Genomic DNA, 26,085 nt, shown 5'->3' with positions numbered 1-26,085 from the left:
GTCCGGACTCGTCTCGGGACGCCGCCCTTGTCCCCCGGCTGATCTGAGGACGCGTCCACGTCGGGGTGGGGGGCCTGGCCCGGGTCGTGCGGGGCGTGCCGGTCGTCGTACGCGCCGGGTTCCCTCACGTGGGCCGGCACTCGGAAGTCGCGCAGTGTCGCCGTGCGCATTGCGGGTCCCTGACCGGCCCCCTGAGTCATCGACCCCTCCACCACCATCGCGCCGCATCTGCACCTGATCGGACTGCCCTGGTCGCAGCGGCCCGCGGTGTCGTGCGCCCATCATAGGAATGCCACTCGCGCTGTGTGATGACCTAGGGGTGGTGAATCCGGGCCCGATCGCGTTTCACCGATCCATTCGCCCAATTTTGCGCGGCCCGTACCGTCGCGCTAGATGCCCGTACCACGAAACCGGATGTTCTCCGGGGTGCCGTCCGGACGTCGCCAGGGTGTCGCCAAGGGGTGGCCAGGGGGTGGTCTGGGCATCGTCAGCGTGTCGCCAGGGGGGTGGTCTGGGGCGTCGCCGGGCGTCGTCCGGGGCATCGCGGGGGCATCGTCTGGGCGTGCTGCGACCGTGCTTCGGAGGCGTGGCCGCGGACCGAGGGCGCTGAAGTCGCCGCGGGCGCCCTCGTGTCCGCTTGCCCGCATGGTGAGGGCGCCCGGCGTGCGCCGGCCGTCGCGGCGGCGCGGCGCCTGCGATGACGCCCCCTGGGCGTGGCTCAGCCCTGTCCCGGCGAGCGCGGTGGGCTGACCGTCGTACGCGGCGGGCGTCGCTGGGACGAGCTGCGCACGATCAGCTCGGTCGGTATCACCTGCTCGACCGGCTGGCCCGAATCGACGCCCTCGATGGCGTCGATCAGCAGCTGCACGACCGCCATGCCGATCCGCCGTGGCTTGAGCGACAGCGTGGTGACCGGCGGCTCCGTGTTGGCGTACACGGCGGATTCGCTGCAACAGACCAGCAGCAGGTCGTCCGGGACGCGCAGGCCGTAGCGCCGGGCGGCGGCCAACAGGTCCGTGCCGTTCGGGTCGAAGAGTCCGTAGACGGCGTCCGGGCGGTCCGGACGGGCGAGCAGCCGGTCGGCGGCTCCGGCGCCGGCACGCGGGTCGTGCGCCGGGTAGCTCTCGTAGACCGGGTCCTGCCCGACCCGTTCGCACCACCGTAGGTAGGCCGTGGTCGACAGGTGCGTGTACGTGTCGGTGGAGGTGCCGGTGAGCAGTCCGATGCGGCGCGCGCCGGCTTCCGCGAGGTGGTTCAGCAGGCCGGTGACTGCGGCCTCGTGGTCGTTGTCCACCCAGGCAGTGACGGGGAGTTGGCCGGACGGGCGCCCGTCGGAGACCACCGGTAAACCCTGCTGGATCAGCTCCATGACGACCGGATCCTTGTCGGAGGGGTCGATGACGACCGTGCCGTCCAACGCAACGTTGGACCACACGTCGACCGGGCTGCGGCGGGAGGTGGCGGGCAGGATCACCAGGGCGTAGCCGCGGTCGAGGGCCGCGGAGGTGGCGGCCCGGGCCATCTCGGCGAAGTACGCGAACTCCGTGAAGGTGAACGGTTCGTCCCCGTAGGTGGTCACGGTCAGTCCGATGAGCCCCGACTTGCCGGTGCGTAGGGTCCTGGCCGCGGCGGAGGGTCGGTAACCGAGCCGGTCCGCCACCTCGCGGACGTGCCGCCGGGTGGCGTCCGGAAGCCGTCCCTTGCCGTTGAGGGCGTCTGAGACGGTCGTGATGGAGACTCCGGCGGCTGCGGCCACGTCTCTGATGCCCGCCCGCCCCGGCCGGCGCCCCCGCCGCCCGGCTTGCGCCCGGCTCACCTGGTGCTTCCCTGCTGCTGTCATGGCGAGCCGATAGTAGGGCTCATGAGGTGGGGGGGAGTGGCCGCATATGGTCGCATTGACAGGCACGTTTCTGCATGGCGGACACGCATGATTTGCCTTGGAAAACAAGGGAACTGAGCGGACAGTAGGGGAATGATTGGCTGTCAGGGGGGTTAAACCTGCCAAATCTTCCATGTTTCGAAGAGGTCTCAACTCACCTTGACGAGCGATGCGCGCCGGGGCGCAATCGACCGGCGCACGCAACAGTAGAAAACGCGCCCCTCGATCCGTCCACGAGAAGCGGGAAGATCCCTATTTGGGGGCCGGGATCAAGTCGCTCAGGTGTGTCGTGATCGTGATGAGCGCGTTGCCGATTTCCGGTGGCCGGGTGATCGGCCGGGTGCCCGGCCGGGTGATCAAGCGAGACGCCGGCGCGCGTGCATGCCGCAGATGTCACGTACGGCTTCCGGGACCGCGGACACCGCCTTCGGGACGACGGATACCGCCCTTGGGACCACGGTCGGCTTCGTCTCGGGACCACGGCCGGGGCCTTCGTGGAGGCACGGACAGCCGCCGGAATCGTCCCCGGCCGTTCGCGGGCGCGGCCAATCCTCTTAAGGTGTGCAGTATTAGACCGGTGTGCCGCCGGAGTGGTCGTAAAGGTGGTCTTGAGGAGGACTGCGGTGAGTGAGACGAGCCCGAAGCTGCGCGCCGAGCTGGACGGGATCCCCACCTACAAGCCGGGCCGCCGGCCGGAGGAAGCCAAGGCCGGGGCCCCTGCCGCATACAAGGTGTCGGCGAACGAGAACCCCTACCCGCCGCTGCCCGGCGTCATGGAGACCGCCTGCGCCGCCGCGGCATCGCTCAACCGCTACCCGGACATGGCGTGCACCGCGCTGATCAACGAGCTGTCCGAGCGGTTCGCGGTGCCGGCGGAGCACATCGCCACCGGTACGGGTTCGGTCGGCGTGGCTCAGCAGCTGTTGCAGGCCACGTCGGGACCGGGCAACGAGGTGATCTACGCCTGGCGGTCCTTCGAGGCGTACCCGATCATCACGCAGATCAGCGGTGCGCGCTCGGTGCAGGTGCCGCTCGCACCGGACGAGCGGCACGACCTGGACGCGATGGCCGCCGCGATCACCGACCGCACCAGCCTGATCTTCGTGTGCAACCCGAACAACCCGACCAGCACCGTGGTGCGCCGGGCCGAGCTGGAACGCTTCCTCGACCGGGTGCCAGGCAATGTGCTCGTGGTGCTGGACGAGGCGTACCGGGAGTTCAACCGTGACACCGAGGTGCCGGACGGCATAGAGCTCTACAGGCAGCGGCCCAACGTCTGCGTGCTGCGTACCTTCTCCAAGGCGTACGGTCTGGCCGGTCTGCGCATCGGCTTCGCCATCGCGCACGAGCCGGTGGCGGCGGCGTTGCGGAAGACGGCCGTGCCGTTCGGCGTGACCCAGCTCGCCCAGGATGCCGCGGTGGCGTCGCTGCGTGCCGAGGACGAGTTGCTGGGGCGGGTCGGCTGCCTGGTCGAGGAGCGTTCCCGCGTGGTCGAGGCGCTGACCGAGCAGGGGTGGACGGTTCCGGAGACCCAGGCGAACTTCGTCTGGTTGCGGCTCGGCGAGCACACCGCCGCTTTCGCGAGCGCCTGCGAGGCGGCGGGCGTCGTGGTGCGCCCGTTCCCGGGCGAGGGCGTGCGGATCACGATCGGCGAGCGGGAGGCGAGCGACATCCTGTTGCAGGTGACGGCGGCGTTCCGCAAGGAGATGCAGCAGGCGTAGCAGGCGGCGCAGGCGTAGCAGGTGTGGCACGTGTAGCAGGGCGGTGGTCGCCGCTCACCAGGCGGCTCGTCCCTGCTCCGTGTGGCGTCTGGTGAGGGCGCCGTCACCGTCAGCAGCAGTCCCGTCGGGGGCGCCCGGAGTATTGCCGGGCGCCCCCGACGCGCGTGTGCCCCTGCCTGCGGACAACGGGCGGATTCCCCGGCCCCCGGACCTCCCGATCGTCGCGAAGGCGCCCGGATCCCTCGGAGGCGCCCGGATCCGCCCAAAGGGCACCCCCCCCGTATGAAGGTCGACGGCCATGCGTCATAATGCTTGTGAATGTGAACGCGTTCACAAGCTCATCGATTGATCCCGTTATCACCGAGATCAACCGGACAAAGCGTTGCCGTGGCCCGGCTGAGCGGACTGCGGCGGCACCGTACGGCCTGGCTTAAGGAGAGGTCGACGTGGAATTGGCTCTGGCGCCGGAGACCCTGGCGCGCTGGCAGTTCGGCATCACCACCGTCTACCACTTTCTCTTCGTCCCCCTGACGATCTCCCTCGCCGCCCTCACGGCGGGCCTGGAGACGGCGTGGGTGCGCACGGGGAACGAGAAGTACCTCAGGGCGACCAAGTTCTGGGGCAAGCTCTTCCTGATCAACATCGCGATGGGTGTCGTCACCGGCATCGTGCAGGAGTTCCAGTTCGGCATGAACTGGTCGGACTACTCGCGCTTCGTCGGCGATGTCTTCGGGGCACCGCTCGCCTTCGAGGCCCTGATCGCGTTCTTCTTCGAGTCGACCTTCATCGGTCTGTGGATCTTCGGCTGGGACAAGCTGCCGAAGCGGCTGCACCTGGCGACGATCTGGATGGTCGCCCTCGGCACCGTCCTGTCGGCCTACTTCATCCTGGCCGCCAACTCCTGGATGCAGCACCCGGTCGGCTACCGGATCGACCCGGCCACGGGCCGCGCACGGCTCACCGACTTCGGTGCGGTGCTCACCCAGAACACCGCCCTCGCCCAGGCCTTCCACACCCTGTCGGCGTCGTTCCTCACCGGCGGTGCCTTCATGGTCGGCATCGCCGCCTACCATCTGGCGCGACGCCGCCATGTCCGGGTGATGAAGACCTCGCTGCGGCTCGGCCTGGTCACCGTCGTCGTCGCGGGGCTGCTCACCGCCGTCAGCGGGGACCTGCTCGGCAAGGTGATGTTCCGGCAGCAGCCGATGAAGATGGCCGCGGCCGAGGCGCTGTGGGACGGCAGGCAGCCCGCACCGTTCGCCGTCTTCGCCTACGGGGACGTGGGGGACACCGGAGACACCGGAGACGCTGCGCAGGGTGCGCAGGGGCACAACTCGGTCGCCATCGAGATACCCGGGCTGCTCTCGTTCCTCGCCGACGACAGTTTCAGCTCCTACGTGCCCGGCATCAACGACGTCAACAAGGCCGAGCAGCAGCAGTTCGGGCCCGGGGACTACCGCCCGAACATCCCCGTCGCGTTCTGGGGATTCCGCTGGATGATCGGCTTCGGCATGACGTCCTTCGCCGTCGGCCTCGCCGGGCTCTGGCTGACCCGTAAGAAGTTCCTGCTGCCCGCGCCGCTGCGGACCGGCGAGGACGAGGTGCCGCACCTCGTGCCGTTCCGCACACCGCTCGGCACCCGCCTCAGCACCTGGTACTGGCGTGCCGCCACCTGGACCCTGGCCTTCCCGCTCGTCGCCAACTCCTGGGGCTGGATCTTCACCGAGAACGGTCGCCAGCCATGGGCCGTCTACGGGGTGCTGCGCACGCGTGACGCGGTCTCCCCCGGGGTCTCCCAGGGCGAGGTGCTGCTGTCCATGAGCGTCTTCACCGCGCTCTACGCGGTCCTCGCCGTGATCGAGGTCAGGCTGCTCGCCACCTACGTCAAGGCCGGTCCGCCCGAGCTGACGGACGCCGATCTCCATCCGCCCACCCGTATCGGCGGCCCCCGTGGCTCGTCGGCCGGGGAGGACGCGGACGAGGACACCGACCGGCCGATGGCCTTCTCGTACTAGCCGGCTGGTACTGGCCGGTCTGGAACTTTCAGATAACACCAGCCCTGAACGTTCTGGAAACACCCGTCCAGAACGTTCAGGAAACACCGGCCCGGAGCTTTCAGGAAACATCAGCGCCTGTCAGGAGCGCACGGCATGGAACTTCACGACATCTGGTTCGCCCTCATCGCCGTTCTGTGGATCGGCTACTTCTTCCTGGAGGGGTTCGACTTCGGGGTCGGCATCCTCACCCGGTTGCTCGCCCGTAACCGGGCCGAGAAGCGCGTGCTCATCAACACCATCGGACCGGTCTGGGACGGCAACGAGGTGTGGCTGCTGACGGCCGGCGGCGCGACCTTCGCCGCCTTCCCCGACTGGTACGCCACCCTCTTCTCCGGCTTCTACCTGCCCCTGCTCGTCATCCTGGTCGCCCTGATCGTGCGCGGTGTCGCCTTCGAGTACCGGGCCAAGCGCTCCGACGAGCGGTGGCAACGCTCCTGGGAGTCCGCCATCTTCTGGGCGTCCCTGGCGCCCGCGGTGCTGTGGGGCGTCGCCTTCGGCAACATCGTGCACGGAGTGAAGATCGACGCGCACGGAGACTACGTCGGCAGCCTGGGTGATCTCCTCCAGCCGTTCGCCCTGCTGGGCGGGCTGGCGACGCTGACGCTCTGCACCTTCCACGGTGCGGTGTTCGTGGCGCTCAAGACGGTGGGCGACATCCGGTACCGGGCGCGGCGGCTGGCCTCGGTGATCGGTGCGGTGGCAGCCGTGGTCGCGACCGGCTTCCTCGGCTGGACCCAGACCGACACCGGGAACGGTCGCAGTCTGGTCGCCCTCGTCGTGGCCGTGGCCGCGCTGGCCGTGGCGCTCCTGGCCACCGTGCGAGGCCGTGAGGGATGGGCCTTCGCATGCTCGGGAACCGCGATCGCAGCGAGCATCGCCATGCTCTTCCTGGCGCTCTTCCCCGAGGTCATGCCGTCGTCGCTCAACGCCGAGTGGAGTCTGACGGTGTCGAGCGCCGCCTCCAGCCCCTACACGTTGAAGATCATGACCTGGTGCGCGGGGATCGCGACACCCCTGGTGCTGCTCTACCAGTCGTGGACGTACTGGGTCTTCCGTAAGCGGATCGGCACCCAGCACATAGCCGACGTGGGGCACTGAGCCATGCGTGGGTGTGTGGCCCAGGGGCGAGGGCGGCGGTGTTTCACGTGAAACCAATCGATCCACGGTTGCTGCGGTATGCCCGAGCCACCCGGATTTTCCTGGTAGCGGTGGTGGTGCTCGGACTGGTCAATGCGGGGTTGCTGGTCGCGCAGGCCATGCTGATGGCCGAGTTGGTCGTCGGCGCCTTTCAGCATGGGCTGTCGGTCGCGGCGCTGCGGTGGCCGTTGCTGCTGCTGGTGGCGGTCGCCGTGGGGCGCGGAGCCAGCGGCTGGCTGACCGAGCGCGCCGCGCACCGTGCCAGTGCGGCGGTCAAGTCGGAGCTTCGGCTACGGCTGCTGGAACGGGCCGGCGCACTCGGTCCGCAGTGGCTGAGCGGACAGCGGACCGGCTCGCTCGTCGCGCTTGCCACCCACGGTGTCGATGCGCTCGACGACTATTTCGCGCGTTATCTGCCGCAACTGGGGCTCGCGGTGGTGGTGCCGGCGGCGGTCCTGGCCCGGATCGCCACCGCGGACTGGGTCTCGGCCGCCATCATCGTCGGCACCCTGCCCCTGATCCCCGTCTTCATGGTGCTCATCGGCTGGGCCACGCAGACCCGTATGGACCGTCAGTGGCGGTTGCTGTCGCGACTGTCCGGCCATTTCCTGGACGTGGTCACCGGACTGCCGACGCTCAAGGTGTTCGGCCGGGCCAAGGCACAGGCCGAGTCGATCCACCGGATCACCCATGCCTACCGGCGGGCCACGGTGCGTACCCTGCGGATCGCCTTCCTGTCGTCCTTCGCCCTGGAACTGCTCGCCACCCTCTCCGTCGCGCTGGTCGCGGTCACCGTCGGCATGCGGCTGGTGCACGGCGAGCTGGATCTGTACGCGGGCCTGATGATCCTCGTTCTGGCTCCCGAGGCGTATCTGCCGGTGCGGCAGGTCGGGGCCCAGTACCACGCGGCGGCAGAGGGGCTGGCGGCGGCGGAGGACATCTTCAGGGTGCTGGAGGCGGAGTCCGACGGTGGGGATGCGGAACGGGGCGATGGCGGCGCGGAGTCCGACAGCGGTGGTGTGGTCGGCGGCTTCCGTCCTGATGGTCTTACGGGGTTCCGGTTCGAGGGGGTGTCGGTCCGGTACCCGGGGCGGAGCGCGAACGCGGTGTCGGACGTCTCGTTCGAGGTGCGGCCGGGGGAGACCGTCGCGCTCGTCGGACCCAGCGGGGCGGGGAAGTCGACGCTGGTCAGCCTGGTGCTCGGGTTGTTGCGGCCCGATACGGGACGGGTCTGCGCCGGCGGTGTCGACCTGGCCCGTGTGCCGGCGGAGACATGGCACCGGCAGATCGCCTGGGTGCCGCAACGACCCCACCTCTACGCCGAGTCGATCGCCGACAACGTACGACTCGCCTGCCCGGGAGCCTCCGACACGGCAGTACACCAGGCGTTGGCCGACGCCGGGGCGCTGGAGTTCGTTGCCGCGCTACCGGAGGGTGTCCGGACGGTGCTCGGCGAGGACGGCGCCGGGCTCTCCGCGGGCCAACGCCAGCGGATCGCGCTGGCCAGGGCATTCCTGGCGGACCGCCCTGTGCTGGTGCTCGACGAGCCGACGGCGGCCCTGGACGGTGCCAGCGAGGCGACCGTCGTCGACGCGGTCCGCAGGCTCGCCCGTGACCGGACCGTCCTGCTGGTCGCACACCGGCCCGCCCTCCTCGCCGTGGCGGACCGGGTCGTACGGGTGGGGGAGGCCGCGCTTTCCGGTACCGGTGACCATGCCGGCCGGGAGTCAGCCGGTCTCCGTCAGCAGCCCGATCGTCGACGGCCTGACCGCGATGAGTCTGGCCGGAAGGATTCCGACCACGGAGGCGCCAACCGCGACGACTTCGCCGACGACGCCTCCGCCCACGGCGGCTCCGACCGCAAGGGGGCCCGTACGTCCGTCCTGCGCCGGATACGGGGCATGGCGGGGCCACGGCGCGGGAGGATGCTGCTGGCCCTGGCGCTGGGGGCGCTTGCGCTCGGCAGTGCGGTGGGCCTGATGGGGACCTCGGGATGGCTGATCTCGCGGGCCGCCCAGCAACCCCCGGTGCTGTATCTGATGGTGGCCGTGACCGCCACCCGCGCGTTCGGCATCGGCCGGGCCGCGTTCCGCTATGCAGAGCGGCTCGTCTCCCATGACACGGTGCTGCGGCTCCTGGCAGACGTACGGGTCGCGGTCTACCGGCGGCTGGAGCGCCTCGCTCCCGTGGGACTGCGCACCCTACGCCGCGGGGATCTGCTCACCCGGCTGGTCGCGGACGTGGACGCCGTACAGGACTACTGGCTGCGGTGGCTGCTGCCCGCGGCAGCGGCCGGTGTCGTCTGCGCCGGCACCGTCGCCTTCACCGTATGGCTGCTGCCCGCAGCGGGAGTCGCGCTCGCCGCCGGGCTGCTCTGCGCGGGCGTCGGCGTCCCCCTGCTGTCCGCGTGCGTGGCCCGGCGCGCCGAACACCGGCTCGCCCCGGCACGCGGCGCCCTTGCGACCCGCGTCACGGACCTGCTCACCGGCACCGCCGAACTGACCGTCGCCGGGGCGCTGCCCGCCCGCGTCGCCCGGGCCCGGCGCACCGACGCGGAGCTGACCGCCCTCGCGTCCCGCACCGCCGCGGCCACCGCGCTCGGCAACGGGCTGACCGCGCTGGTGTCGGGGTTGACCGTGGCCGCCATGGCGCTGGCGGGCGTGGCCGCGGTCCGCGATGGGCAGCTCGCAGGGGTGGAACTCGCCGTCGTCGTCCTCATCCCGACGGCGGCCTTCGAAGCCGTCATCGGCCTGCCGCAGGCCGTACGACACCGGCAGCGGGTCCGCACCAGCGGCGCGCGGCTGTACGAGGTGCTGGACGCCTCCGTACCCGTACGCGAACCGGATGTTCCGGCGGCGCCGCCCGCCAGCCCGTTCCCGGTCGTGCTCCGAGGGCTGACGGCACGTTACGAGGACGGCGGTGGCGGGACGGATACGGAGGAAGCGCCGGACCCGACCCACGCGCGGGCGCGTGCCGCGCTTGCCGGGCTGGACCTGACGCTCGAGCAGGGCCGCAGGGTCGCGCTGGTCGGGCCCTCGGGGGCGGGCAAGTCGACGGTGGCGCAGGTGCTGCTGCGGTTCCTGGACGCGTCCGGCGGTACGTACACGCTCGGCGGGACGGATGCCGGTGCGCTGCCGGGGGACACCGTGCGCCGCTGGGTCGGCCTGTGCGCCCAGGACGCGCACTGCTTCGACAGCTCCGTGCGCGAGAACCTGCTGCTCGCACGGAAGAACGCGACCGACGAGGACCTGTACGAGGTGCTCGCGCGGGTACGGCTGCTGGACTGGGTGTCGGCGTTGCCGGACGGCCTGGACACCCTGGTCGGTGAGCACGGGGCGCGGCTGTCCGGCGGCCAGCGGCAGCGACTCGCGTTGGCCCGCGCGCTCCTCGCCGACTTCCCCGTCCTCGTCCTGGACGAGCCCGCGGAACACCTCGACCTGCACACGGCCGACGCACTGACCGCCGATCTACTGGCCGCGACCGAGGGACGCACGACCCTGCTGATCACCCATCGGCTGGCCGGTCTCGAAGCGGTGGACGAGGTGGTCGTCCTGGCGGACGGCCACGTCGTGCAGCGCGGCGACTATGCCGAACTGGTCGCGCTGGAGGGCCCGTTGCGCCGGATGCGGGAGCGTGAGGCGGCGGCGGAGGCGCTGGCGCTCGGCGCCGAACGACAGCTGAACCGGGTCTGACCGGGGCCGGGACGGTTCTGGGCGGTGGCCGGGACCGTCCGGGACCCCCGCCCGGCCGATCACGCCTGCGCCGAACGGGCCATTCGATCCCCCGGCAGCAGGAGCAGCGCGAGCCTTCGGAGCGTGAGCACGCAACGATCCGAAGCATGCCCCCGGATACCGTTTCATCACCGCCTGCTTCATCTGCTTCATCTGCTTCATCTGCCTCGTCTGTCCCGTCCGCGTCGTCCGCGTCGTCCGCGTCGTCTGAGTGGCCTGGGTCAGTCGCGGCGCCCAGCCCTCGCGTCGCCGTTCCCCTGGCTCGACTCCCCCGCAGGCCGCTGCTCCTGCCGGTGCTGTGTGCCGTGCTCCTGGGCCTGGCCGGGCCGTCGGCGATGGCCGAGCCGAGTGGTCCGGTCAACCCGGGTTCCGGTGTCGGCGCCGGAGCCGGATCCGGCGCGGAGGCCGAGGTCGCCCGGCTCTACCGGCAGGCGGCGACCGTCACCCGGCAGTACGAGGAGGGCCGGAGCGCCGCGCGTCACCTGCGTGGCGAGAAGAGGCGGCTGGACGAGCGGCTCGCCACACAGCGGGCCAGGATCACGGCACTCCACCGTGATCTGGGCAGCCTGGCCCGCGCCCAGTACCGCACCGGCGGACAACTCCCGCAGGTCGCCCGGTTGCTGCTCGCGCACGACGCGGACGACCTGTTGCAGGGTGAGCGCGCGGTCCAGCGGACCCGCCGCTACGTGACCCACGCCGTCACCGAGACCCGCCGCGCCGAGCGGACCCTGGCCGACGACGAGAGGAAGACGGCGTCGGCGCGGCACCGGCTCGACCGGCGCACCACGCGACTCGCGAAGCTGAAGAAGACGCTCGACGGGAAGCTGGCGGTGGCCCGGCGGCAGCTTCAGGACGAGGCGGAGGACGCCGTCGCGGTCGAGCAGTGTCCACCCGTGGTGCGCCTCCCGCGGGAGGCGCCCCTGCCGGCCGGCACGTGGGTGCTGCCCGTCGACGGCTACCAGCTGTCCGCAGGCTTCGACAGCGAGGGCGAGCACTGGGAACACCGGCACACCGGCCAGGACTTCGCGGTGCCGCTGGGCACACCGGTGCGGGCGGTCGGGGCCGGCCGGGTGGTCAGCGTGGCGTGCGGTGGCCCGTTCGGGATCCAGATCGTGCTCCAGCACCCGAACGGCTTCTGCACCCAGTACGCGCACCTGTCCGCGGTGGCCCTCAGGCCGGGCGAGGAGGTGGCGGCCGGCCAGGTGATCGGGCAGTCCGGTTCCACCGGCAACTCGACCGGGCCGCACCTGCACTTCGAGGTGCGCCAGACGCCGGAGTACGGCTCGGCGGTCGACCCGGTCGCGTGGCTGGCCGGGAAGGGCCTCACGGTGTAGCGGTCAACGCGGCCACCCGGGACACCGCCCTCGGAACCGCTGTTCGCGCAGGAGCCGCTGTTCGCTTGGGAACCGCGGTCACCAGCAACCGCGGTCACCAGCAACCGCGGTCACCAGCAACCGCGGTCACCAGCAACCGCGGTCACCAGCAACCGCAGTCACCAGCGCCCGCTGTCACCGTTCGAGCAGGATCCGCTCGATCACGGCCGCCACACCGTCGTCGTTGTTGCCGGCGGTGCGGCCGGAAGCGGCGGCGATCACCGCTGGATGGGCGTTGCCCATGGCGTAGGAGGTGCCGGCCCAGGTGAGCATCTCCACGTCGTTCGGCATGTCGCCGAAGGCGACCACCTCGGCCGGGGTGATGCCGCGCTCGGCGCAGCACAGCGCCAGCGTGCTGGCCTTGGAGACACCGGGACCGCTGATCTCCAGCAGCGCGCTGGGGCTGGAACGGGTGATGGTCGCCCGATCCCCGACGGCACGCCGGGCCAGCGTCAGGAAGTCGTCCGGGGCCAGCACCGCGTGGTGGGCGAGCACCTTCAGCACGGGCTGGTCGGACGAGCCGGCGCCCGGGTCGAGCAGCTTCTCGGCGGGCGCCACGCTCTCCGTGGGCTCCATGTGGAGCGGCGGGTAGGTCGCCTCCTGGTGCAGTCCACCGGTCAGCTCGACGGCGAACGAGGTACCGGGGGCGGCGGCGCGCAGGATGTCCACGACGTCCAGGGCCACGGCCCGCTCCAGCGGCCTGATCTTGACGAAGCGGTGCCCTGCGGCGCTGGGCGTGCCGGTGAGGCCGCCGGCTCCGGCAGCGTCGGCGGTGGTTCCGACGGCGGCGACCTGGCCACCCCGCAGGTCGACCACCGCAGCACCGTTTCCGCAGATGGCGAGGCCGTGGCCGTGCACGTGGTCGCTGACCACGTCCATCCAGCGGGCCGGGCGTCCGGTCACGAAGAAGACCTCGATACCGGCCTCCTCGGCGGCGGCCAGCGCGGCGACCGTGCGCTGCGACACCGACTTGTCGTCGCGCAGCAGCGTGCCGTCCAGGTCGGTGGCGATCAGCCGGGGCGGCACGGGGTGGGCGGGGGTCGCGGAGTGGGCGGTATCGGAGGTCACCGTTGCATTGTCCCGCATATGCCAGCACGGGCGTGCGCCAGGGCGCACAGATGAGAAACGCACGCCCGCTTCTCGTGCGGTGGGCCGGTGGCGTGACAGCATCGGGCGCCCTGACCGCATCGCGTAAGGTCGGCGCATGCGTCTCAGTACGGTGATCCTGCCCATCTACCGGTGGAGCGAGGGGCAAGAGATCTGGCGGCGGGCCGAGGAGCTCGGCTTCCACACCGCGTACACCTACGACCACCTCAGCTGGCGGTCGTTCCGGGACCGGACCTGGTTCGGCGCCGTGCCCACGCTGACCGCTGCTGCGTGCGTGACCGAGCGGATCCGCCTCGGCACCCTCGTCACCTCCCCGAACTTCCGCGAGCCGGTGACGCTGGCGAAGGAGGTCGTGACGCTCGACGACGTCTGCGGAGGCCGGCTCACCCTGGGCATCGGCGCCGGCGGTACCGGATTCGACGCGACGGCGCTGGGGCAGGAGGCATGGACTCCGCGGCAGCGCGCGGACCGGTTCGGCGAGTTCGTGACGCTTCTGGACAAGCTGCTCCTTCAGGATGTCACCACCGAATCCGGGACTTTCTACTCCGCCGATGAGGCGCGCAACATCCCCGGGTGCGTGCAGCGCCCCCGCGTGCCGTTCTACGTCGCCGCCACCGGGCCGCGCGGTCTGCGGTTGACAGCGCGCTACGGGGAGGGCTGGGTCACCTACGGCGACCCGCGTGGCCCGGGCGACGTGCCCCCCGAACAGGCCCCGGCCGTGATCGCGGCCCAACTCGACAACCTGCGCGACGCCTGCGAGTCGGAGGGCCGCGACGTCGGCACCATCCGCAAGGTGCTGCTCCAGGGCTCGACCGCCGAGCAGCCCCTGGTCTCCCTGGACGCGTTCGTCGACTGGGCCGGCATATACCGCGACCTGGGCATCGACGAGATCGTCCTGCACTGGCCCGTGGCCGGCTCCGTCTTCGAGAGCGATCCCGCGGTCTTCGAACGCATCGTCACGGAGGCGCCGGCACAACTCGGCTGACCTGGACCACCCAGGACCGCAAGGTCATGGCGATATTCACCGAGCAGGCAGCGAAAGCCGCTGCCAAGCTGTTGAAGGACGCAGGGCCACACGGGCACAAGCACGCCGTCGACGCCACCGTCGCGGAGGTGGCGCTCCGCCAGCCCGGCCCGGTGGCGATGTTCACGTCCGACGTCGATGACATGAGGCGTTTGTGCGGCCAGCGGGTCCGGCTCATCGGGCTGTGAAGGGCACGAGGGTACGGGTGGGAAGGACACGGCCGACCGGCCCGTTCGCTGCGGCGGCGACCGACGGGCAGCTCGCCGCCCGGACCGTCACTCCACCGTCAGCGCCGCCCGGATCGTGTGCTGGAGCAGCAGCGCCGTGGTGACCGGGCCCACGCCCCCGGGGACCGGGGTGACGGCGGCCGCGTGCCGGGCGACCGCGGGGTCGACGTCGCCGACGAGGGCGCCGTCCTCCGTGGGGTTGGTACCCACGTCGATGATCACGGTGCCGGCGTGAACATGGGCGGCAGTGATTAGGCGGGGGCGGCCGACCGCGGCAACCAGGACGTCCGCGGTGCGGGTCACCGCCGCGAGGTCGTGGGTGCGCGAGTGGCAGACGGTGACCGTGGCGTTCCGGTCGAGCAGCAGGTGGGCGGCGGGCTTGCCGACCACGGTGGAGCGGCCGACGACGACCGCGTGACGGCCCTCGAGCGTGATCCCGTGGTGGTCCAGCAGGGCGATCACGGCTTCCGCCGTGGCGGGGGCGAAAGCGGGCAGTCCGGCGGCGAGCCGGCCCAGCGACAGGGGGTTCGCGCCGTCCACGTCCTTCACCGGGGCGATCGCGGACGCCAGGTCATCCAGCCGGGCACCGGCCGGCAGCGGCGTCTGGAGGATGATCCCGTGGACCGTGGGGTCGGCGCTCAGGGCGCGCAGCCGGTCGCGGATCGTGGCGGGTGTCGCGTCCGGGCCCAGGTCGACGACGCTACAGCTCAGGCCCGCCTTCTCCGCGGCGCGCGCGATGGAGCGCACGTACCAGGCGCTGGACTTGTCCGCCGTGGCGCTCACCACCGCCAGGTGCGGTGTCGTGCCCAGCGCGGTCAGCTCGGCCGCCCGCTCGGTGGTCTCGGTGCGCAGGGCGGTGGCCAGGGCGCGGCCGGAGAGTTCGCGGGGCGCCCCGGTGGTGTCCATGGGTGGTTCGGCCGACCTCGTGTCCCCCGTCGTCACGCGCTGATCTCCTTCCGGACCGCCGCGGTGACCTGTTCCGCGCGTGCGCGGATGCCGTCCACGCGCGCGATCGCCGCCGTCAGCTCCGTGCGCACCACGGGGTCCTTGATGCCGGTCAGATTGATCTCGACGTTGATCTGCGCGGTGACCGCCGCGGCGCGGAGCGCCTCGGCCGCTGCGGCGACGTCCGTGAGGACGTTGCGGTTGCCGATCGGCAGCAGCTCCTCGGCCAGCTCCACGGTGCGCAGGGCGACGCCGATGACCTCGTGCGGTGGGGTGGCGGCGCCCGCCAGGGCCCGGGCGATCGCCGCCGACCTGGCGGCCTTCTCCTCGTCCGTGCCGCGCGGCAGCCGGTAGGCGTCCGTCACGGCGGTGAACGCGCGCGCGTCGTCCTCGGCCAGGGCGAGGGCGGTGGCCCGCAGGTCGTCGGTGATGCTGGCGATACGGGCGATGACATGGGCGTGCGCGGCGTACTTCTCGCCCGCCCGTCGCCCGCCACCACCCTCAGCCGAGGACCTGCGGTCCGCCCTTTCGACTGTGCTGTACCGGGCCACCATGCCGAGCAGCGCGGCGGCCTGCGCGGCGTGCAGGGCGGCGGCGGCGCCGCCACCGGGCGCGGGGAGCTTGGCGGCCAGCCGGTCGAGGTAGCCGCCGACGGTCTCGTCGCGGAGGGGGAGGCTGGCGGGCGGGGAGGGATGGGGCATGGGCGCGCCTCGCACGGTGGTGTGTGGTCCTGGCTTCGGGGTGACGCCGGTGCGCGGCCATCCTTTCACGGGGCAGGGGTGTGGCCAGGCGATTTCTGCCCGGTATGGAGCGTATGGGGAAGTTCGGAGCCCCCGTCGCCCCCGCTTTGGGCTGGGTAAACGGTGGGAAATATTTGTGTCCCGAGGTTTGATCCACAGCGAAGTGCGGTTATCCACAGGGGAATTGACGAATCTGTGGATAACTGGCTGCGGGGTGGGGGCGGCTGGGGCGCCTGTTGTTGCGTACGGGTCGGGGGCGCGGGAGGACGTTCCCACCCCACGCCCCCTTTTGACGTACGAACGATACGAACGACTAAACGGTACGAACGACTACAGGGCGATGTTCTCGTATGTGACGGTGACGACGTCGGACCGCGCCGTGTCGCTGGTCGGCGCCGGGACGAAGGTGACCTCGCCGGTGCCGCTGCACGGCAGGCTCAGGTCGGTCGGGATGTCCGCCTTGGTCGAGTAGGCGGCGAGGGTGGTCGGCTTGGTGGTCGAGACCACGCCGAAGTCGACGACGATGTGATCGGCCGCGTCGCCCGTGTAGCCGGCGATGGCACCGCCGGAGTCCCGGCTGGGGGCCACGGCGACACTCTGGCCGGAGACCGGGTGACCCGTTCTGTCGCCACCCACCGGACCAGGGCAGACCACCTTGATCACGGCGTTGTCGGAGACGTCGTTGACCAGGCCGGAGAAGTACTGCTGGGGGCCGATGGGCAGGGGGTCCGCGGCGGCCGGTGCCGCGGAGCCGGCCGCCGCCAGCAGGGCGGCGGCGATGGTGCCGTACAACGGCAGGCGATGGTGCTGGTCGCGCATGTCTACCTCCGTGTGTGTCCGCAAGAATGAAGCGCTCAACTCCCGCACCGCACCCATGCGTTACCCCCTGGCGTTCCGGTGGACACCTGCCCCCGGAGCTGCCCTTCCGGTCCTGCCGCCACCGTGCTTCTTGCGTTAGGCATGGACGAGGAGGAGAGGCCGAAGAGGAAGGGAGCGCCGCGATGCACTCCAGTGAGTTGCCGGAATGGTCCCGCTCCGACGCGCGCGTTCCGTTACGCCCGCCCGCGCAGGACTCCGCGGCGAGGGCGTCGGACACCGACCAGGCCGCCCCGGTGACCCCCGGCGGGCCCATGAACGCATCCGCCGTCCTCGCGCTTCAGCGCACCGCCGGCAATGCGGCAGTGACCCGGGCGCTCGGGGCGCAGCGGCATGTCCATGGCGCCGGCTGCGGACACGGCCTGCCCGTGCAGCGGGTCAGCCTGGCGAACGACCAGCGGGAGTTCGGGCCCGGCAAGCTGAAGCAGGTCGACCCCAAGGACCAGGCGAACCTGGAGAAGTCCTTCCCCAAGAAGGACGGCGCCTTCAAGCAGTTCCCCGACCCGACGTCGTTCAGCTACTCCCTCATGGGACCGCTCACCCAGCGACTCAACAAGGTCGACCCCAAGGGCCCGCTGGCCAGCTCGGGAGGCGCCGCCGACTGGGTGCAGGGCATCAACAGCCGGCGCGACGAGGACGGCGGCGCCTACCGGCGCAACTGCATCGAGGCGGCACGCAGCTTCCTGGCCTCCTGGTCCGGCAATCCCACGGCGGCCGCCGGCATCCACGACGAATCGGGGGTCGAAACGGGCGGCAACGACCTGACGAAGAGGTGGCTCGGAACCAACTGGAGGACCAGCGAGGCGGGCGCGGACGAGAACGCACAGGGCGTGTGGGGGGCGGTGGCGAGCCGGCTGAAGGGCGCGGGGCACGGCGCCTCGTGCATCGTGGTGTTCGAGCGTGAGGAGACGCACCTCGTCCACGCCGTCAACGGGGTCAACCACAAGGGCGACATCGTGTGGGTCGACGCGCAGATGGGGCGGGTCAGCAAGACGCCGATGTACAAGGGCAGCCTTTTCATGACCATCACGCTCGACCCCCAGTTCGCACCGGTCGAGCCACCGGCGAGCCAGGCCCCGCAGGCGCTCACCGGTGCGACCCTCGAGGAGATGTCCCTCCCGGACATCACCTGAGCCCGGACGCCGTCCCGATGGGCAGGGTTCGGTGTACGACGACGACCCCCTACGCCGTCGCGGGCGCGTAACGTACCGAGGGCCGCGTACAGGTCTGTACCGACGCGTACAGCTGTGCACCGAGGGGGGACGTCCGATGCCCGAATCCGGCGGGGAGCCCGCAGGGCCGCGCGAGGTGCTGGCGCGCTTCCAGCAGACCGCGATCGACAAGTCCCTGGACGCCATGGCCGAGCTGTTCGCCGACGACGCCGTCCTGGAGTTCCCCTTCACCCGGCCGGGGATCCCGTCGCGCCTGGCAGGGCGGGCCGAGATCGCCGACTTCATGCGGGCGAACTGGGAGAGGAGCCCGCTGCGCTACCGGGCGTACCGCAACGTCGTGGTCCACGACACCGGCGATCCCGAGGTCGTCATCGTCGAGGAGGAGGCCACCGGCACCGCGGCCACGACAGGCCAGGACTTCGCGCTCCCGCACATCGCCGTCCTGCGGGTGCGGGACGGACACATCGTGCACTTCCGGGACTACGTGAACGTCCTCGCGGCGGCCGAGGCGTCAGGTCGCCCGCTGCCGTCGTAGCCCGTGCGCAGGGGCGAGAGCCGGTCAGAGCGGCCGGCGTCAGGGGCGGCCCTCCCTCTCCCCTAAGGCCCTGTACGACTCCAGGCGGACTCAGGATGGGCACCCTGGGCTGACGCCGGTTGCCGGGCGGACCCCTACGGTCGTGGACGTGACTGTGATAGTGACCGAAAGCCTGAGCAAGCGGTTCCCGAGGGTGACCGCGCTTGACCGGCTGTCCGTCGAGGTCGGGCCCGGGGTCACCGGGCTCGTCGGGGCGAACGGGGCCGGCAAGTCAACGTTGATCAAGATCTTGCTGGGGCTCTCCCCCGCGAGCGAGGGCCGGGCCGCCGTGCTCGGCCTCGACGTCGCATCGGAGGGGCCCGCGATCCGCGAGCGCGTCGGGTACATGCCCGAGCACGACTGCCTGCCGCCGGACGTCTCGGCCACCGAGTTCGTCGTGCACATGGCGCGCATGTCGGGGCTGCCGCCCACCGCGGCCCGTGAGCGCACCGCGGACATCCTGCGCCACGTCGGCCTCTACGAGGAGCGGTACCGACCCATCGGGGGCTACTCGACGGGCATGAAGCAGCGCGTGAAGCTGGCGCAGGCCCTGGTGCACGACCCGCAGCTGGTCTTCCTGGACGAGCCGACCAACGGCCTGGACCCGGTCGGGCGGGACGACATGCTCGGCCTGATCCGCCGGGTGCACTCCGACTTCGGCATCTCCGTCCTGGTCACCTCGCACCTGCTCGGCGAGCTGGAGCGCACCTGCGAGCACGTCGTCGTCATCGACGGCGGAAAGCTGCTGCGCTCCAGCGCCACCACCGACTTCACCCAGACCACGACCACCCTCGCGATCGAGGTCACCGACACCGACAAGCACCCGGACGGCACCGCGGCACTGCGCGACGCGCTGGCCGCCCGTGGGCTGACCGCCGAGTCCGGCAGCGGTCTGCCGGGCGCCGGTCACCTCCTGCTGCTCACCGCCCAGGGCGAGGAGACCTACGACGTCGTGCGGGACCTCGTCGCCGACCTCGGTCTCGGCCTGGTGCGGATGGAGCAGCGCAGGCACCAGATCGCCGAGGTGTTCCGCGCACAGCAGGACACTGCCGAGCCCCGTACCGAGTCCCCCGAGTCCCCCGTAGCGCAGCGGAAGGAGGCGGCCCAGCATGCCGGCCCCGCAGAGTGACCTTCAGCCGGGTGCCCTGGCCCAGGGCGGCACCGGCGCACCGGCCGAGCAGAGCCGGATCCACAACATCGGCTACCGCTCCTACGACGGCGCCCGTCTGGGCCGCGGCTACGCCACCCGCTCCCTGTACACGCAGTCGCTGCGTGGCGCCTACGGCCTGGGCCGCTCGGTCAAGTCCAAGGTGCTGCCGATCGTGCTCTTCGTCTTGATGTGCGTGCCCGCGCTGCTCATCGTGGCCGTCACCGTCACCACCAAGGCGAAGGACCTGCCGCTGGAGTACACCCGCTACGCGATCCTGCTCCAGGCGGTCATCGGCCTGTTCGTGGCCGCGCAGGCGCCCCAGGCGGTCTCCCGGGACCTGAGGTTCCGCACCGTGCCGCTGTACTTCTCCCGGCCGATCGAGCACGGCGACTACGTCCGCGCGAAGTTCGCGGCACTGTCGTCGGCCCTGTTCATCCTCACCGCGGTGCCCCTCGTGGTGCTGTACGTGGGTGCCATGCTCGCGAAGCTGGACTTCGCCGACCAGACCAAGGGCTTTCTCCAGGCGGTGGTCTCCGTGGCCCTGCTGTCCGTTCTCTTCGCCGGTATCGGCCTGGTGATCGCGGCACTCACGCCGCGCCGCGGCTTCGGCGTCGCCGCCGTCATCGCGGTGATGGCCATCTCCTACGGTGCCGTCTCGACCGTGCAGGCCATCGCCGATGTGCAGGGCGCCACCAGCACGGCCATCGGCCTGCTCGGTCTCTTCTCGCCGATCACGCTGATCGACGGTCTCCAGTCCGCGTTCCTCGGCGCGTCCTCGTCCTTCCCCGGCGGGGAAGGCCCCTCGACCGGCCTCGGCGTCGTCTACCTGCTGGTCGTCGTCGGCACCATCGCCGCCAGCTACGGCATCCTGACGCGCCGCTACCGCAAGATCGGACTGTGAGCCGTGACAATCGCCCTCCCTCCCCCACTGCCTCAACGGCGTGGGAGGTACCCCCGGCCCACCACCACCCTCGAACGAATCGGGCTGCGCCCATGACCTCCATTCATATCGATCACACCTCGCGCTGGTTCGGCAACGTGGTGGCCGTCAACGACGTCACGATGACGATCGGGCCGGGCGTCACCGGCCTGCTCGGCCCGAACGGCGCAGGCAAGTCCACCCTCATCAACCTGATGGCCGGCTTCCTCGCCCCCTCCACCGGCACCGTCACCCTCGACGGCCGGACCATCTGGCGCGACGAGCAGATCTACCGGCACATCGGCCTGGTCCCCGAGCGTGAGGCCATGTACGACTTCCTCACCGGCCAGGAGTTCGTCGAGGCCAACGCGGAGTTGCACGGCCTGGGCGCGGCCGAGGCGCGGCGGGCGCTGGCCACCGTCGAGATGGAGTACGCCCAGGACCGGAAGATCGCCACGTACAGCAAGGGCATGCGGCAGCGCGTGAAGATGGCTTCCGCGCTGGTGCACGAGCCGTCCGTGCTGCTGCTCGACGAGCCGTTCAACGGCATGGACCCGCGCCAGCGCATGCAGCTGATGGAGCTGCTGCGGCGGATGGGGGACGAGGGGCGCACGGTGCTGTTCTCCTCGCACATCCTCGAAGAGGTCGAGCAACTCGCCTCGCACATCGAAGTGATCGTGGCGGGCCGGCATGCGGCGAGTGGCGACTTCCGCCGGATCCGCCGGCTGATGACGGACCGTCCGCACCGCTACCTGGTGCGTTCCAGCGATGACCGGGCACTGGCCGCGGCGCTGATCGCGGACCCGTCGACGGCCGGCATCGAGGTGGACGCGCGGGAGGGCGCGCTGCACATCCAGGCCGTCGACTTCGGCCGGTTCACCGAGCTGCTGCCGGTGCTCGCCCGCGAGCGCGGCATCCGGCTGCTGACCGTCTCGCCGTCCGACGAGTCCCTTGAGTCCGTCTTCTCGTATCTCGTCGCGGCGTAGGAGGCCGAAGATGTACGACCCCACTGTCGCCCGGCTCACCTACCGGGCCCTGCTCGGCCGCCGCCGGGCCCTCATCCTCGGCATACTGCCGGTGTTGCTGCTGCTGATCGCCGTGGCCGTACGAGGCTTCGCCGGCGCCGACGACCAGACCACCGCCAATGTGCTGGGCGGCTTCGCGCTGGCCACCATGGTGCCGATCATCGGCGTCATCGCCGGCACCGGCGCGATCGGCCCGGAGATCGACGACGGCTCGGTGGTCTACCTGCTGGCCAAGCCGGTCAAGCGGCCCACCATCATCGTCACCAAGCTGATCGTCGCGATCGGCGTCACCATGATCTTCTCCGCGCTCCCCACGCTGATCGCGGGCCTGATCCTGAACGGCAACAGCCAGCAGATCGCCACCGCCTACACCATCGCCGCGCTGATCTCCTCGATCGCCTATGCGGCGCTGTTCCTGCTGCTCGGCACCGTCACCCGGCACGCCGTCGTCATCGGCCTCGTCTACGCCCTCGTCTGGGAGGCGGTGTTCGGCTCGCTGGTGGCGGGCGCCCGGACGCTGAGCGTGCAGCAGTGGTCCCTGGCCGTCGCCCAGAAGGTCGGCGGGAACGGCCTGATCACATCGGACGTCGGCCTGCCGGTCGCGGTGGTGCTGCTGACCGTCGTCACATTGGCGGCCACCTGGTACGCAGGGCAGAAGCTGCGCGGGCTGAAACTCGCGACGGAGGAGTAGCGGTCATCTCGTCGTCACGGGGGCGCCCCTTCGGAGGCGCCCTCGGCCGTGCGGAACTCTTGCCGACGACGCTGCGTTGAATACCGGGTGGTGGACACCCAGGACACCTGGGACACCTCTGCCGGGTGACCTCTGCCGGGTCACCCATGTCCGCCACCTCCCTTCCAGAAGACCACTTCGGGAAGGGATTTCTCATGAAACGGCGCGGTTTCGCGCTCTCGGTCGTGCTCGTCGCGGCCGTCATGGACTTGCTCGACGGCACGATCGGAAACATCGTCCTGCCGTCCATCCAGGGTGATCTGCACGCCACAAACGCCTCGACCGCCTGGATCGCCTCCGGCTACACCCTGTCCCTGGGCACGCTGCTCACCATCGGCGGACGCATCGGGGACCGGTACGGACCGCGCACGGTGCTGCTGTTCGGCGGGGGCGGTTTCCTGCTCGCCTCGCTGGCCTGTGGCGCGGCGCCGTCCGCCGGCGTGCTGATCGCGGCGCGCGTCGTGCAGGGCGCTATGAGCGCGCTGGTCGTGCCGCAGGCACTGGCCCTGATCCAGGTGATGTACCCGGCCGGGGAACGGGGCCGGGTGCTGAGCCTCTTCGCGATCGTCACGGGCCTGGCCAGCGTCAGCGCTCCGCCGGTCGGCGCCCTGCTGGCGGAGGCGGACGTCTACGGCCTCGGCTGGCGTGTCGTGTTCCTCGTCAACCTTCCGCTCGGCCTGTTCGTCCTGGCCGGCACCCGAGCCCTGCCGGGCGGGCAGCGAGCCGCAGCGGAACCCATCGACCTGAGGAGCGTCGCGTGGGCCGCCCTCGGTCTTGCGGGTCTGATGGGGGCGCTGATCCAGGGCAGCGAAGCCGGCCGGCCCTGGTGGACCTGGCCGACGGTCGCCCTCTGCGCAGCGCTGCTGGCCGCCTTCGGGGCCCGGGAGAGGACCCGCTCGCTGCGGAACGTTCCGGTCCTGGTCGACACGCGGCTGTTCCGCCACCGCGGTTTCCGTGGTGCCGTGCTGGTCAGCGCGCTCGTCTTCGCTTCGGTCTTCGGCTTCTTCTTCACCTTCACCCTGTACCTGCAACGCGGTCTGCACCGTGACGCGCTGACCGCCGCGCTGACCGTGCTCCCCTGGACGCTGGGCATTCCGCTGACCTCGACACCCGGGTCCCGATGGCTCGTGCCCCGTTACGGACGCCGGGTCCTGGAAGGCGGTGTCGCGGTGCTGGCCATCGGTCTTGCCGGGCTGCTCCATGCGCTGGGCACGCACCAGACGGGACCGGGCACGGCCCGGCTCGGCGCCTGGCTGCTGACCGCGGGATGCGGGATGGGGCTGATCATCGCGCCGGTGCTGTCGCTCGGCCTGGCCGAAGTGCCCGAACGGCTGGCGGGAACCGCGTCCGGCCTGATCAACAACGTCCAGCAACTGGCCGGGGCCCTGGGAACCGCCGTCATCTCCACCGTGTACTTCGCCGGGCTGACGGCGGCCACACCCGAACCCGTCGACGCCACCCGGGCCTTCCACCGGGCGACGGGCTGCGTGCTGGCGCTGTGCTGCGCGGCGGCGTTCGCCATCCGGCTGTTCCCTTCGCGCACCACAGATGGCTGCCGCTAGGAAGATGCCCGCAGGCAGAGGGCTACGGCGCCCCGGCCAGGGGCGCCGTGCTCACCCGAGCAGGCGCTCCAGGACGACCGCGATGCCGTCCTCGTCGTTCGACGACGTCACCTCGTCGGCGACGGCGAGCAGTTCCGGATGTGCGCCGGCCATCGCCACACCGTGCCTGGCCCAGCTGAGCAGGGGAACGTCGTTCGGCATGTCGCCGAACGCGATCGTCTGCTCCCGTGAGACGCCCAGCCGGCGCGCGGCGAGCGAGAGACCCCTCGCCTTGCTCAGGCCGAGCGGCAACAGCTCCACCAGGGTCGGGCCGGCCAGGGTCACCTCGACCAGGTCCCCGGCGGTGCGCCGTGCGATGCGCGTGAGCTCGTCGTCGGTGACGCCGGGGCACTGGAGGTACAGCTTGGTGAGCGGCGCCGCCCACAGCGCGTCCAGGTTGTCGACCGGGATGGCGTGCGACAGCGCTTGGTGGGGGCGGTAGCCGGGGCCCGCCAGGATCTCGCCGTCGAGGCCGTCCAGGCACGCGCCCACCGCCAGCGACCCGGCCTCGGCCTTGATCTTCTGCACCGCCACGGCGGCGGTGCGGCGGTCGAGGGTGACGGAGGTGAGCAGCTGGTGCGCGCCGGCGTCGTACACCTGCGCGCCCTGGCCGCACACCGCGAGGCCGTGGTAGTCGAGATCGTCGAGCACGGCACGCGTCCAGCGGGCGGCGCGCCCGGTCACGACGACGTGCATCGCGCCCGCCGCGGTGGCGGCTGCGAGCGCCGCACGGGTACGCGCGGAGACCGTCCCGTCGGAGCGCAGCAGCGTCCCGTCGAGATCGGTCGCGATCAGCGGGTACGGGAACGCGGCCGGGGCGGCGCTCACTTCGGTTCCAGGACCGTTCGGCCGCTCAGGTAGGGCCGTAGCACCTCGGGGACGTGCACGGAACCGTCGGCCTGCTGGTGGTTCTCCAGGAGGGCGACGATGGTGCGGGTCACGGCGCACAGCGTGCCGTTGAGCGTGGCGAGCGGGCGGACCTTCTTGCCCTCGCGCATCCGGATGGACAGGCGGCGGGCCTGGAACTCGGTGCAGTTCGACGTGGAGGTCAGCTCGCGGTACTTGCCCTGGGTGGGGATCCACGCCTCGCAGTCGTACTTGCGGGAGGCGGAGGCGCCGAGGTCGCCGGTGGCCACGTCGATCACCTGGAACGGCAGCTCGAGCGCGGTCAGCCACTCCTTCTCCCAGGTCAGCAGGCGCTCGTGCTCCGCCTCCGCGTCCTCAGGGGCGACGTACGAGAACATCTCCACCTTGTCGAACTGGTGGACGCGGAAGATGCCGCGGGTGTCCTTGCCGTAGGTGCCGGCCTCCCGGCGGTAGCAGGGCGAGAAGCCCGCGTACCGCAGGGGGAGGCGGTCGGCCTCGACGATCTCGTCCATGTGGTACGCGGCGAGCGGGACCTCGGACGTGCCGACCAGGTAGAAGTTGTCCTTCTCCAGGTGGTACACGTTATCCGCGGCCTGGCCGAGGAAGCCGGTGCCCTCCATGGCGCGCGGGCGGACCAGCGCGGGCGTCAGCATCGGGGTGAAGCCGGCCTCGGTGGCGCGGGCGATCGCCGCGTTGACCAGCGCCAGCTCCAGGAGGGCGCCGATGCCGGTGAGGTAGTAGAAGCGGGAGCCGGAGACCTTGGCGGCGCGCTCCATGTCGATGGCGCCGAGTGCCTCGCCCAGCTCCAGGTGGTCCTTCGGCTCGAAGCCCTCGGCCGCGAAGTCGCGGGGGGCGCCGACCGTCTCCAGGACGGTGAAGTCCTCCTCGCCGCCGACCGGCACGTCCGGGTGGACGACGTTGCCGAGCTTGAGGAGGAGGTCCTTCGTCTGCCCGTCGGCCTCGTCCTGCTCGGCGTCGGCCGCCTTGACCGCGGCCGCCAGCTCGCCCGCCTTCTTCAGCAGCTCCTGCTTCTCGTCCCCCGTGGCCTTGGGGATGAGCTTGCCGAGCGCCTTCTGCTCGGAACGCAGCTCGTCGAAGCGGACGCCGGAGGACCTGCGCCGCTCGTCGGCGGAGAGCAGGGCGTCGACGAGTGCGACATCCTCTCCACGGGCGCGCTGCGAGGCGCGGATGCGGTCGGGGTCCTCACGGAGCAGGCGAAGGTCAATCACG

The 26,085-nt window shown here is 71.2% G+C and carries 20 protein-coding genes and 1 pseudogene; 14 read left to right on the top strand and 7 right to left on the bottom strand.

What is annotated here, in order from left to right:
- Positions 1 to 718 precede the first annotated feature (718 nt).
- Positions 719 to 1,840, bottom strand: coding sequence for a LacI family DNA-binding transcriptional regulator (locus NQO67_RS09835; protein WP_255949425.1), 1,122 nt, complete (start codon positions 1,838 to 1,840; stop codon positions 719 to 721).
- Positions 1,841 to 2,502: 662 nt separating this feature from the next.
- Here NQO67_RS09835 and hisC point away from each other — a divergent pair.
- From hisC to NQO67_RS09810, 5 genes are all read left to right on the top strand, one after another.
- Positions 2,503 to 3,600 (top strand): histidinol-phosphate transaminase, encoded by a 1,098-nt coding sequence (gene hisC, locus NQO67_RS09830; RefSeq protein ID WP_255949424.1) that lies wholly within the window; start codon positions 2,503 to 2,505, stop codon positions 3,598 to 3,600.
- A 446-nt stretch (positions 3,601 to 4,046) separates the two neighbouring features.
- Positions 4,047 to 5,615, top strand: coding sequence for a cytochrome ubiquinol oxidase subunit I (locus NQO67_RS09825; RefSeq protein ID WP_255949423.1), 1,569 nt, complete (start codon positions 4,047 to 4,049; stop codon positions 5,613 to 5,615).
- Positions 5,616 to 5,750: 135 nt separating this feature from the next.
- Complete coding sequence (gene cydB, locus NQO67_RS09820) at positions 5,751 to 6,755, top strand: cytochrome d ubiquinol oxidase subunit II (RefSeq protein ID WP_255949422.1); 1,005 nt, start codon at positions 5,751 to 5,753, stop codon at positions 6,753 to 6,755.
- Positions 6,756 to 6,802: 47 nt separating this feature from the next.
- Complete coding sequence (cydD, locus tag NQO67_RS09815) at positions 6,803 to 10,486, top strand: thiol reductant ABC exporter subunit CydD (protein ID WP_255949421.1); 3,684 nt, start codon at positions 6,803 to 6,805, stop codon at positions 10,484 to 10,486.
- 332 nt (positions 10,487 to 10,818) lie between these two features.
- Positions 10,819 to 11,859, top strand: coding sequence for a M23 family metallopeptidase (locus NQO67_RS09810; RefSeq protein WP_255949420.1), 1,041 nt, complete (start codon positions 10,819 to 10,821; stop codon positions 11,857 to 11,859).
- 174 nt (positions 11,860 to 12,033) lie between these two features.
- On the opposite strand, the gene NQO67_RS09805 is transcribed toward NQO67_RS09810, so the two are convergent.
- A complete protein-coding gene (locus NQO67_RS09805; protein ID WP_255949419.1) occupies positions 12,034 to 12,984 on the bottom strand; it encodes an HAD hydrolase family protein in 951 nt (316 codons plus the stop codon).
- A gap of 118 nt (positions 12,985 to 13,102) precedes the next feature.
- Between NQO67_RS09805 and NQO67_RS09800 the strand changes: the two genes are divergently transcribed.
- Together NQO67_RS09800 and NQO67_RS09795 are read left to right on the top strand one after the other, a co-directional pair.
- Positions 13,103 to 13,990 (top strand): LLM class flavin-dependent oxidoreductase, encoded by an 888-nt coding sequence (locus NQO67_RS09800; protein WP_255949418.1) that lies wholly within the window; start codon positions 13,103 to 13,105, stop codon positions 13,988 to 13,990.
- Positions 13,991 to 14,028: 38 nt separating this feature from the next.
- Positions 14,029 to 14,217, top strand: a pseudogene (locus NQO67_RS09795) (DNA-binding protein); the annotation flags it as partial.
- Between the two features lie 87 nt (positions 14,218 to 14,304).
- Here the strand turns inward: NQO67_RS09795 and NQO67_RS09790 are convergent.
- From NQO67_RS09790 to NQO67_RS09780, 3 genes are all read right to left on the bottom strand, one after another.
- Positions 14,305 to 15,162, bottom strand: a complete 858-nt coding sequence (locus tag NQO67_RS09790; protein ID WP_255949639.1) for a bifunctional 5,10-methylenetetrahydrofolate dehydrogenase/5,10-methenyltetrahydrofolate cyclohydrolase — start codon at positions 15,160 to 15,162, stop codon at positions 14,305 to 14,307.
- A 32-nt stretch (positions 15,163 to 15,194) separates the two neighbouring features.
- Complete coding sequence (locus NQO67_RS09785) at positions 15,195 to 15,902, bottom strand: cyclodeaminase/cyclohydrolase family protein (RefSeq protein WP_255949417.1); 708 nt, start codon at positions 15,900 to 15,902, stop codon at positions 15,195 to 15,197.
- Between the two features lie 369 nt (positions 15,903 to 16,271).
- The gene (locus tag NQO67_RS09780) at positions 16,272 to 16,760 is read right to left on the bottom strand and encodes a hypothetical protein (protein ID WP_255949416.1); all 489 of its coding nucleotides are present in this window, start codon (positions 16,758 to 16,760) and stop codon (positions 16,272 to 16,274) included.
- A gap of 182 nt (positions 16,761 to 16,942) precedes the next feature.
- Here NQO67_RS09780 and NQO67_RS09775 point away from each other — a divergent pair, with 182 nt between their 5' ends.
- The 7 genes from NQO67_RS09775 (at position 16,943) to NQO67_RS09745 (ending at position 23,949) form a co-directional block, all read left to right on the top strand.
- On the top strand, positions 16,943 to 17,950 hold the full coding sequence (locus tag NQO67_RS09775; protein ID WP_255949415.1) for a toxin glutamine deamidase domain-containing protein: 1,008 nt from the start codon (positions 16,943 to 16,945) through the stop codon (positions 17,948 to 17,950).
- Positions 17,951 to 18,086: 136 nt separating this feature from the next.
- Entirely contained in the window at positions 18,087 to 18,524 is a 438-nt protein-coding gene (locus NQO67_RS09770) for a nuclear transport factor 2 family protein (protein WP_255949414.1), read from the top strand.
- A gap of 154 nt (positions 18,525 to 18,678) precedes the next feature.
- Entirely contained in the window at positions 18,679 to 19,692 is a 1,014-nt protein-coding gene (locus NQO67_RS09765) for an ABC transporter ATP-binding protein (RefSeq protein WP_255949638.1), read from the top strand.
- Positions 19,673 to 20,614 carry an ABC transporter permease gene (locus NQO67_RS09760; protein WP_255949413.1) on the top strand — a complete coding sequence of 314 codons (942 nt, stop codon included), beginning with the start codon at positions 19,673 to 19,675 and terminating at the stop codon, positions 20,612 to 20,614. Before NQO67_RS09765 ends, NQO67_RS09760 begins: the two co-directional genes overlap by 20 nt.
- Positions 20,615 to 20,706: 92 nt before the next feature.
- Positions 20,707 to 21,618, top strand: coding sequence for an ABC transporter ATP-binding protein (locus tag NQO67_RS09755; protein WP_255949412.1), 912 nt, complete (start codon positions 20,707 to 20,709; stop codon positions 21,616 to 21,618).
- Between the two features lie 10 nt (positions 21,619 to 21,628).
- A complete protein-coding gene (locus tag NQO67_RS09750) occupies positions 21,629 to 22,348 on the top strand; it encodes an ABC transporter permease (RefSeq protein WP_255949411.1) in 720 nt (239 codons plus the stop codon).
- 194 nt (positions 22,349 to 22,542) lie between these two features.
- Positions 22,543 to 23,949 (top strand): MFS transporter, encoded by a 1,407-nt coding sequence (locus tag NQO67_RS09745; protein ID WP_255949410.1) that lies wholly within the window; start codon positions 22,543 to 22,545, stop codon positions 23,947 to 23,949.
- Positions 23,950 to 24,000: 51 nt separating this feature from the next.
- On the opposite strand, the gene NQO67_RS09740 is transcribed toward NQO67_RS09745, so the two are convergent.
- Positions 24,001 to 24,816: an HAD family hydrolase gene (locus NQO67_RS09740; RefSeq protein WP_255949409.1), complete on the bottom strand. Its 816-nt coding sequence runs from the start codon at positions 24,814 to 24,816 to the stop codon at positions 24,001 to 24,003.
- Complete coding sequence (gene serS, locus NQO67_RS09735) at positions 24,813 to 26,084, bottom strand: serine--tRNA ligase (RefSeq protein WP_255949408.1); 1,272 nt, start codon at positions 26,082 to 26,084, stop codon at positions 24,813 to 24,815. Before serS ends, NQO67_RS09740 begins: the two co-directional genes overlap by 4 nt.
- Position 26,085 lies beyond the last annotated feature (1 nt).

Origin of the sequence: Streptomyces odontomachi (assembly GCF_024435355.1) — a bacterium.
In the GTDB taxonomy this organism is placed as follows: domain Bacteria; phylum Actinomycetota; class Actinomycetes; order Streptomycetales; family Streptomycetaceae; genus Streptomyces; species Streptomyces odontomachi.
The sequence above is the reverse complement of the archived record's forward strand: the minus strand, read 5'-3'. Positions and strand labels throughout refer to the sequence as shown.

Coding starts and splice junctions, on each gene's coding strand:
- NQO67_RS09835 (WP_255949425.1), bottom strand. CDS start 1,840: ATGACAGCAGCAGGGAAGCACCAGGTGAGCCGGGCGCAAGCCGGGCGG.
- cydB (WP_255949422.1), top strand. CDS start 5,751: ATGGAACTTCACGACATCTGGTTCGCCCTCATCGCCGTTCTGTGGATC.
- NQO67_RS09805 (WP_255949419.1), bottom strand. CDS start 12,984: ATGCGGGACAATGCAACGGTGACCTCCGATACCGCCCACTCCGCGACC.
- NQO67_RS09800 (WP_255949418.1), top strand. CDS start 13,103: ATGCGTCTCAGTACGGTGATCCTGCCCATCTACCGGTGGAGCGAGGGG.
- NQO67_RS09790 (WP_255949639.1), bottom strand. CDS start 15,162: ATGGACACCACCGGGGCGCCCCGCGAACTCTCCGGCCGCGCCCTGGCC.
- NQO67_RS09785 (WP_255949417.1), bottom strand. CDS start 15,902: ATGCCCCATCCCTCCCCGCCCGCCAGCCTCCCCCTCCGCGACGAGACC.
- NQO67_RS09780 (WP_255949416.1), bottom strand. CDS start 16,760: ATGCGCGACCAGCACCATCGCCTGCCGTTGTACGGCACCATCGCCGCC.
- NQO67_RS09775 (WP_255949415.1), top strand. CDS start 16,943: ATGCACTCCAGTGAGTTGCCGGAATGGTCCCGCTCCGACGCGCGCGTT.
- NQO67_RS09770 (WP_255949414.1), top strand. CDS start 18,087: ATGCCCGAATCCGGCGGGGAGCCCGCAGGGCCGCGCGAGGTGCTGGCG.
- NQO67_RS09760 (WP_255949413.1), top strand. CDS start 19,673: ATGCCGGCCCCGCAGAGTGACCTTCAGCCGGGTGCCCTGGCCCAGGGC.
- NQO67_RS09755 (WP_255949412.1), top strand. CDS start 20,707: ATGACCTCCATTCATATCGATCACACCTCGCGCTGGTTCGGCAACGTG.
- NQO67_RS09750 (WP_255949411.1), top strand. CDS start 21,629: ATGTACGACCCCACTGTCGCCCGGCTCACCTACCGGGCCCTGCTCGGC.
- NQO67_RS09745 (WP_255949410.1), top strand. CDS start 22,543: ATGAAACGGCGCGGTTTCGCGCTCTCGGTCGTGCTCGTCGCGGCCGTC.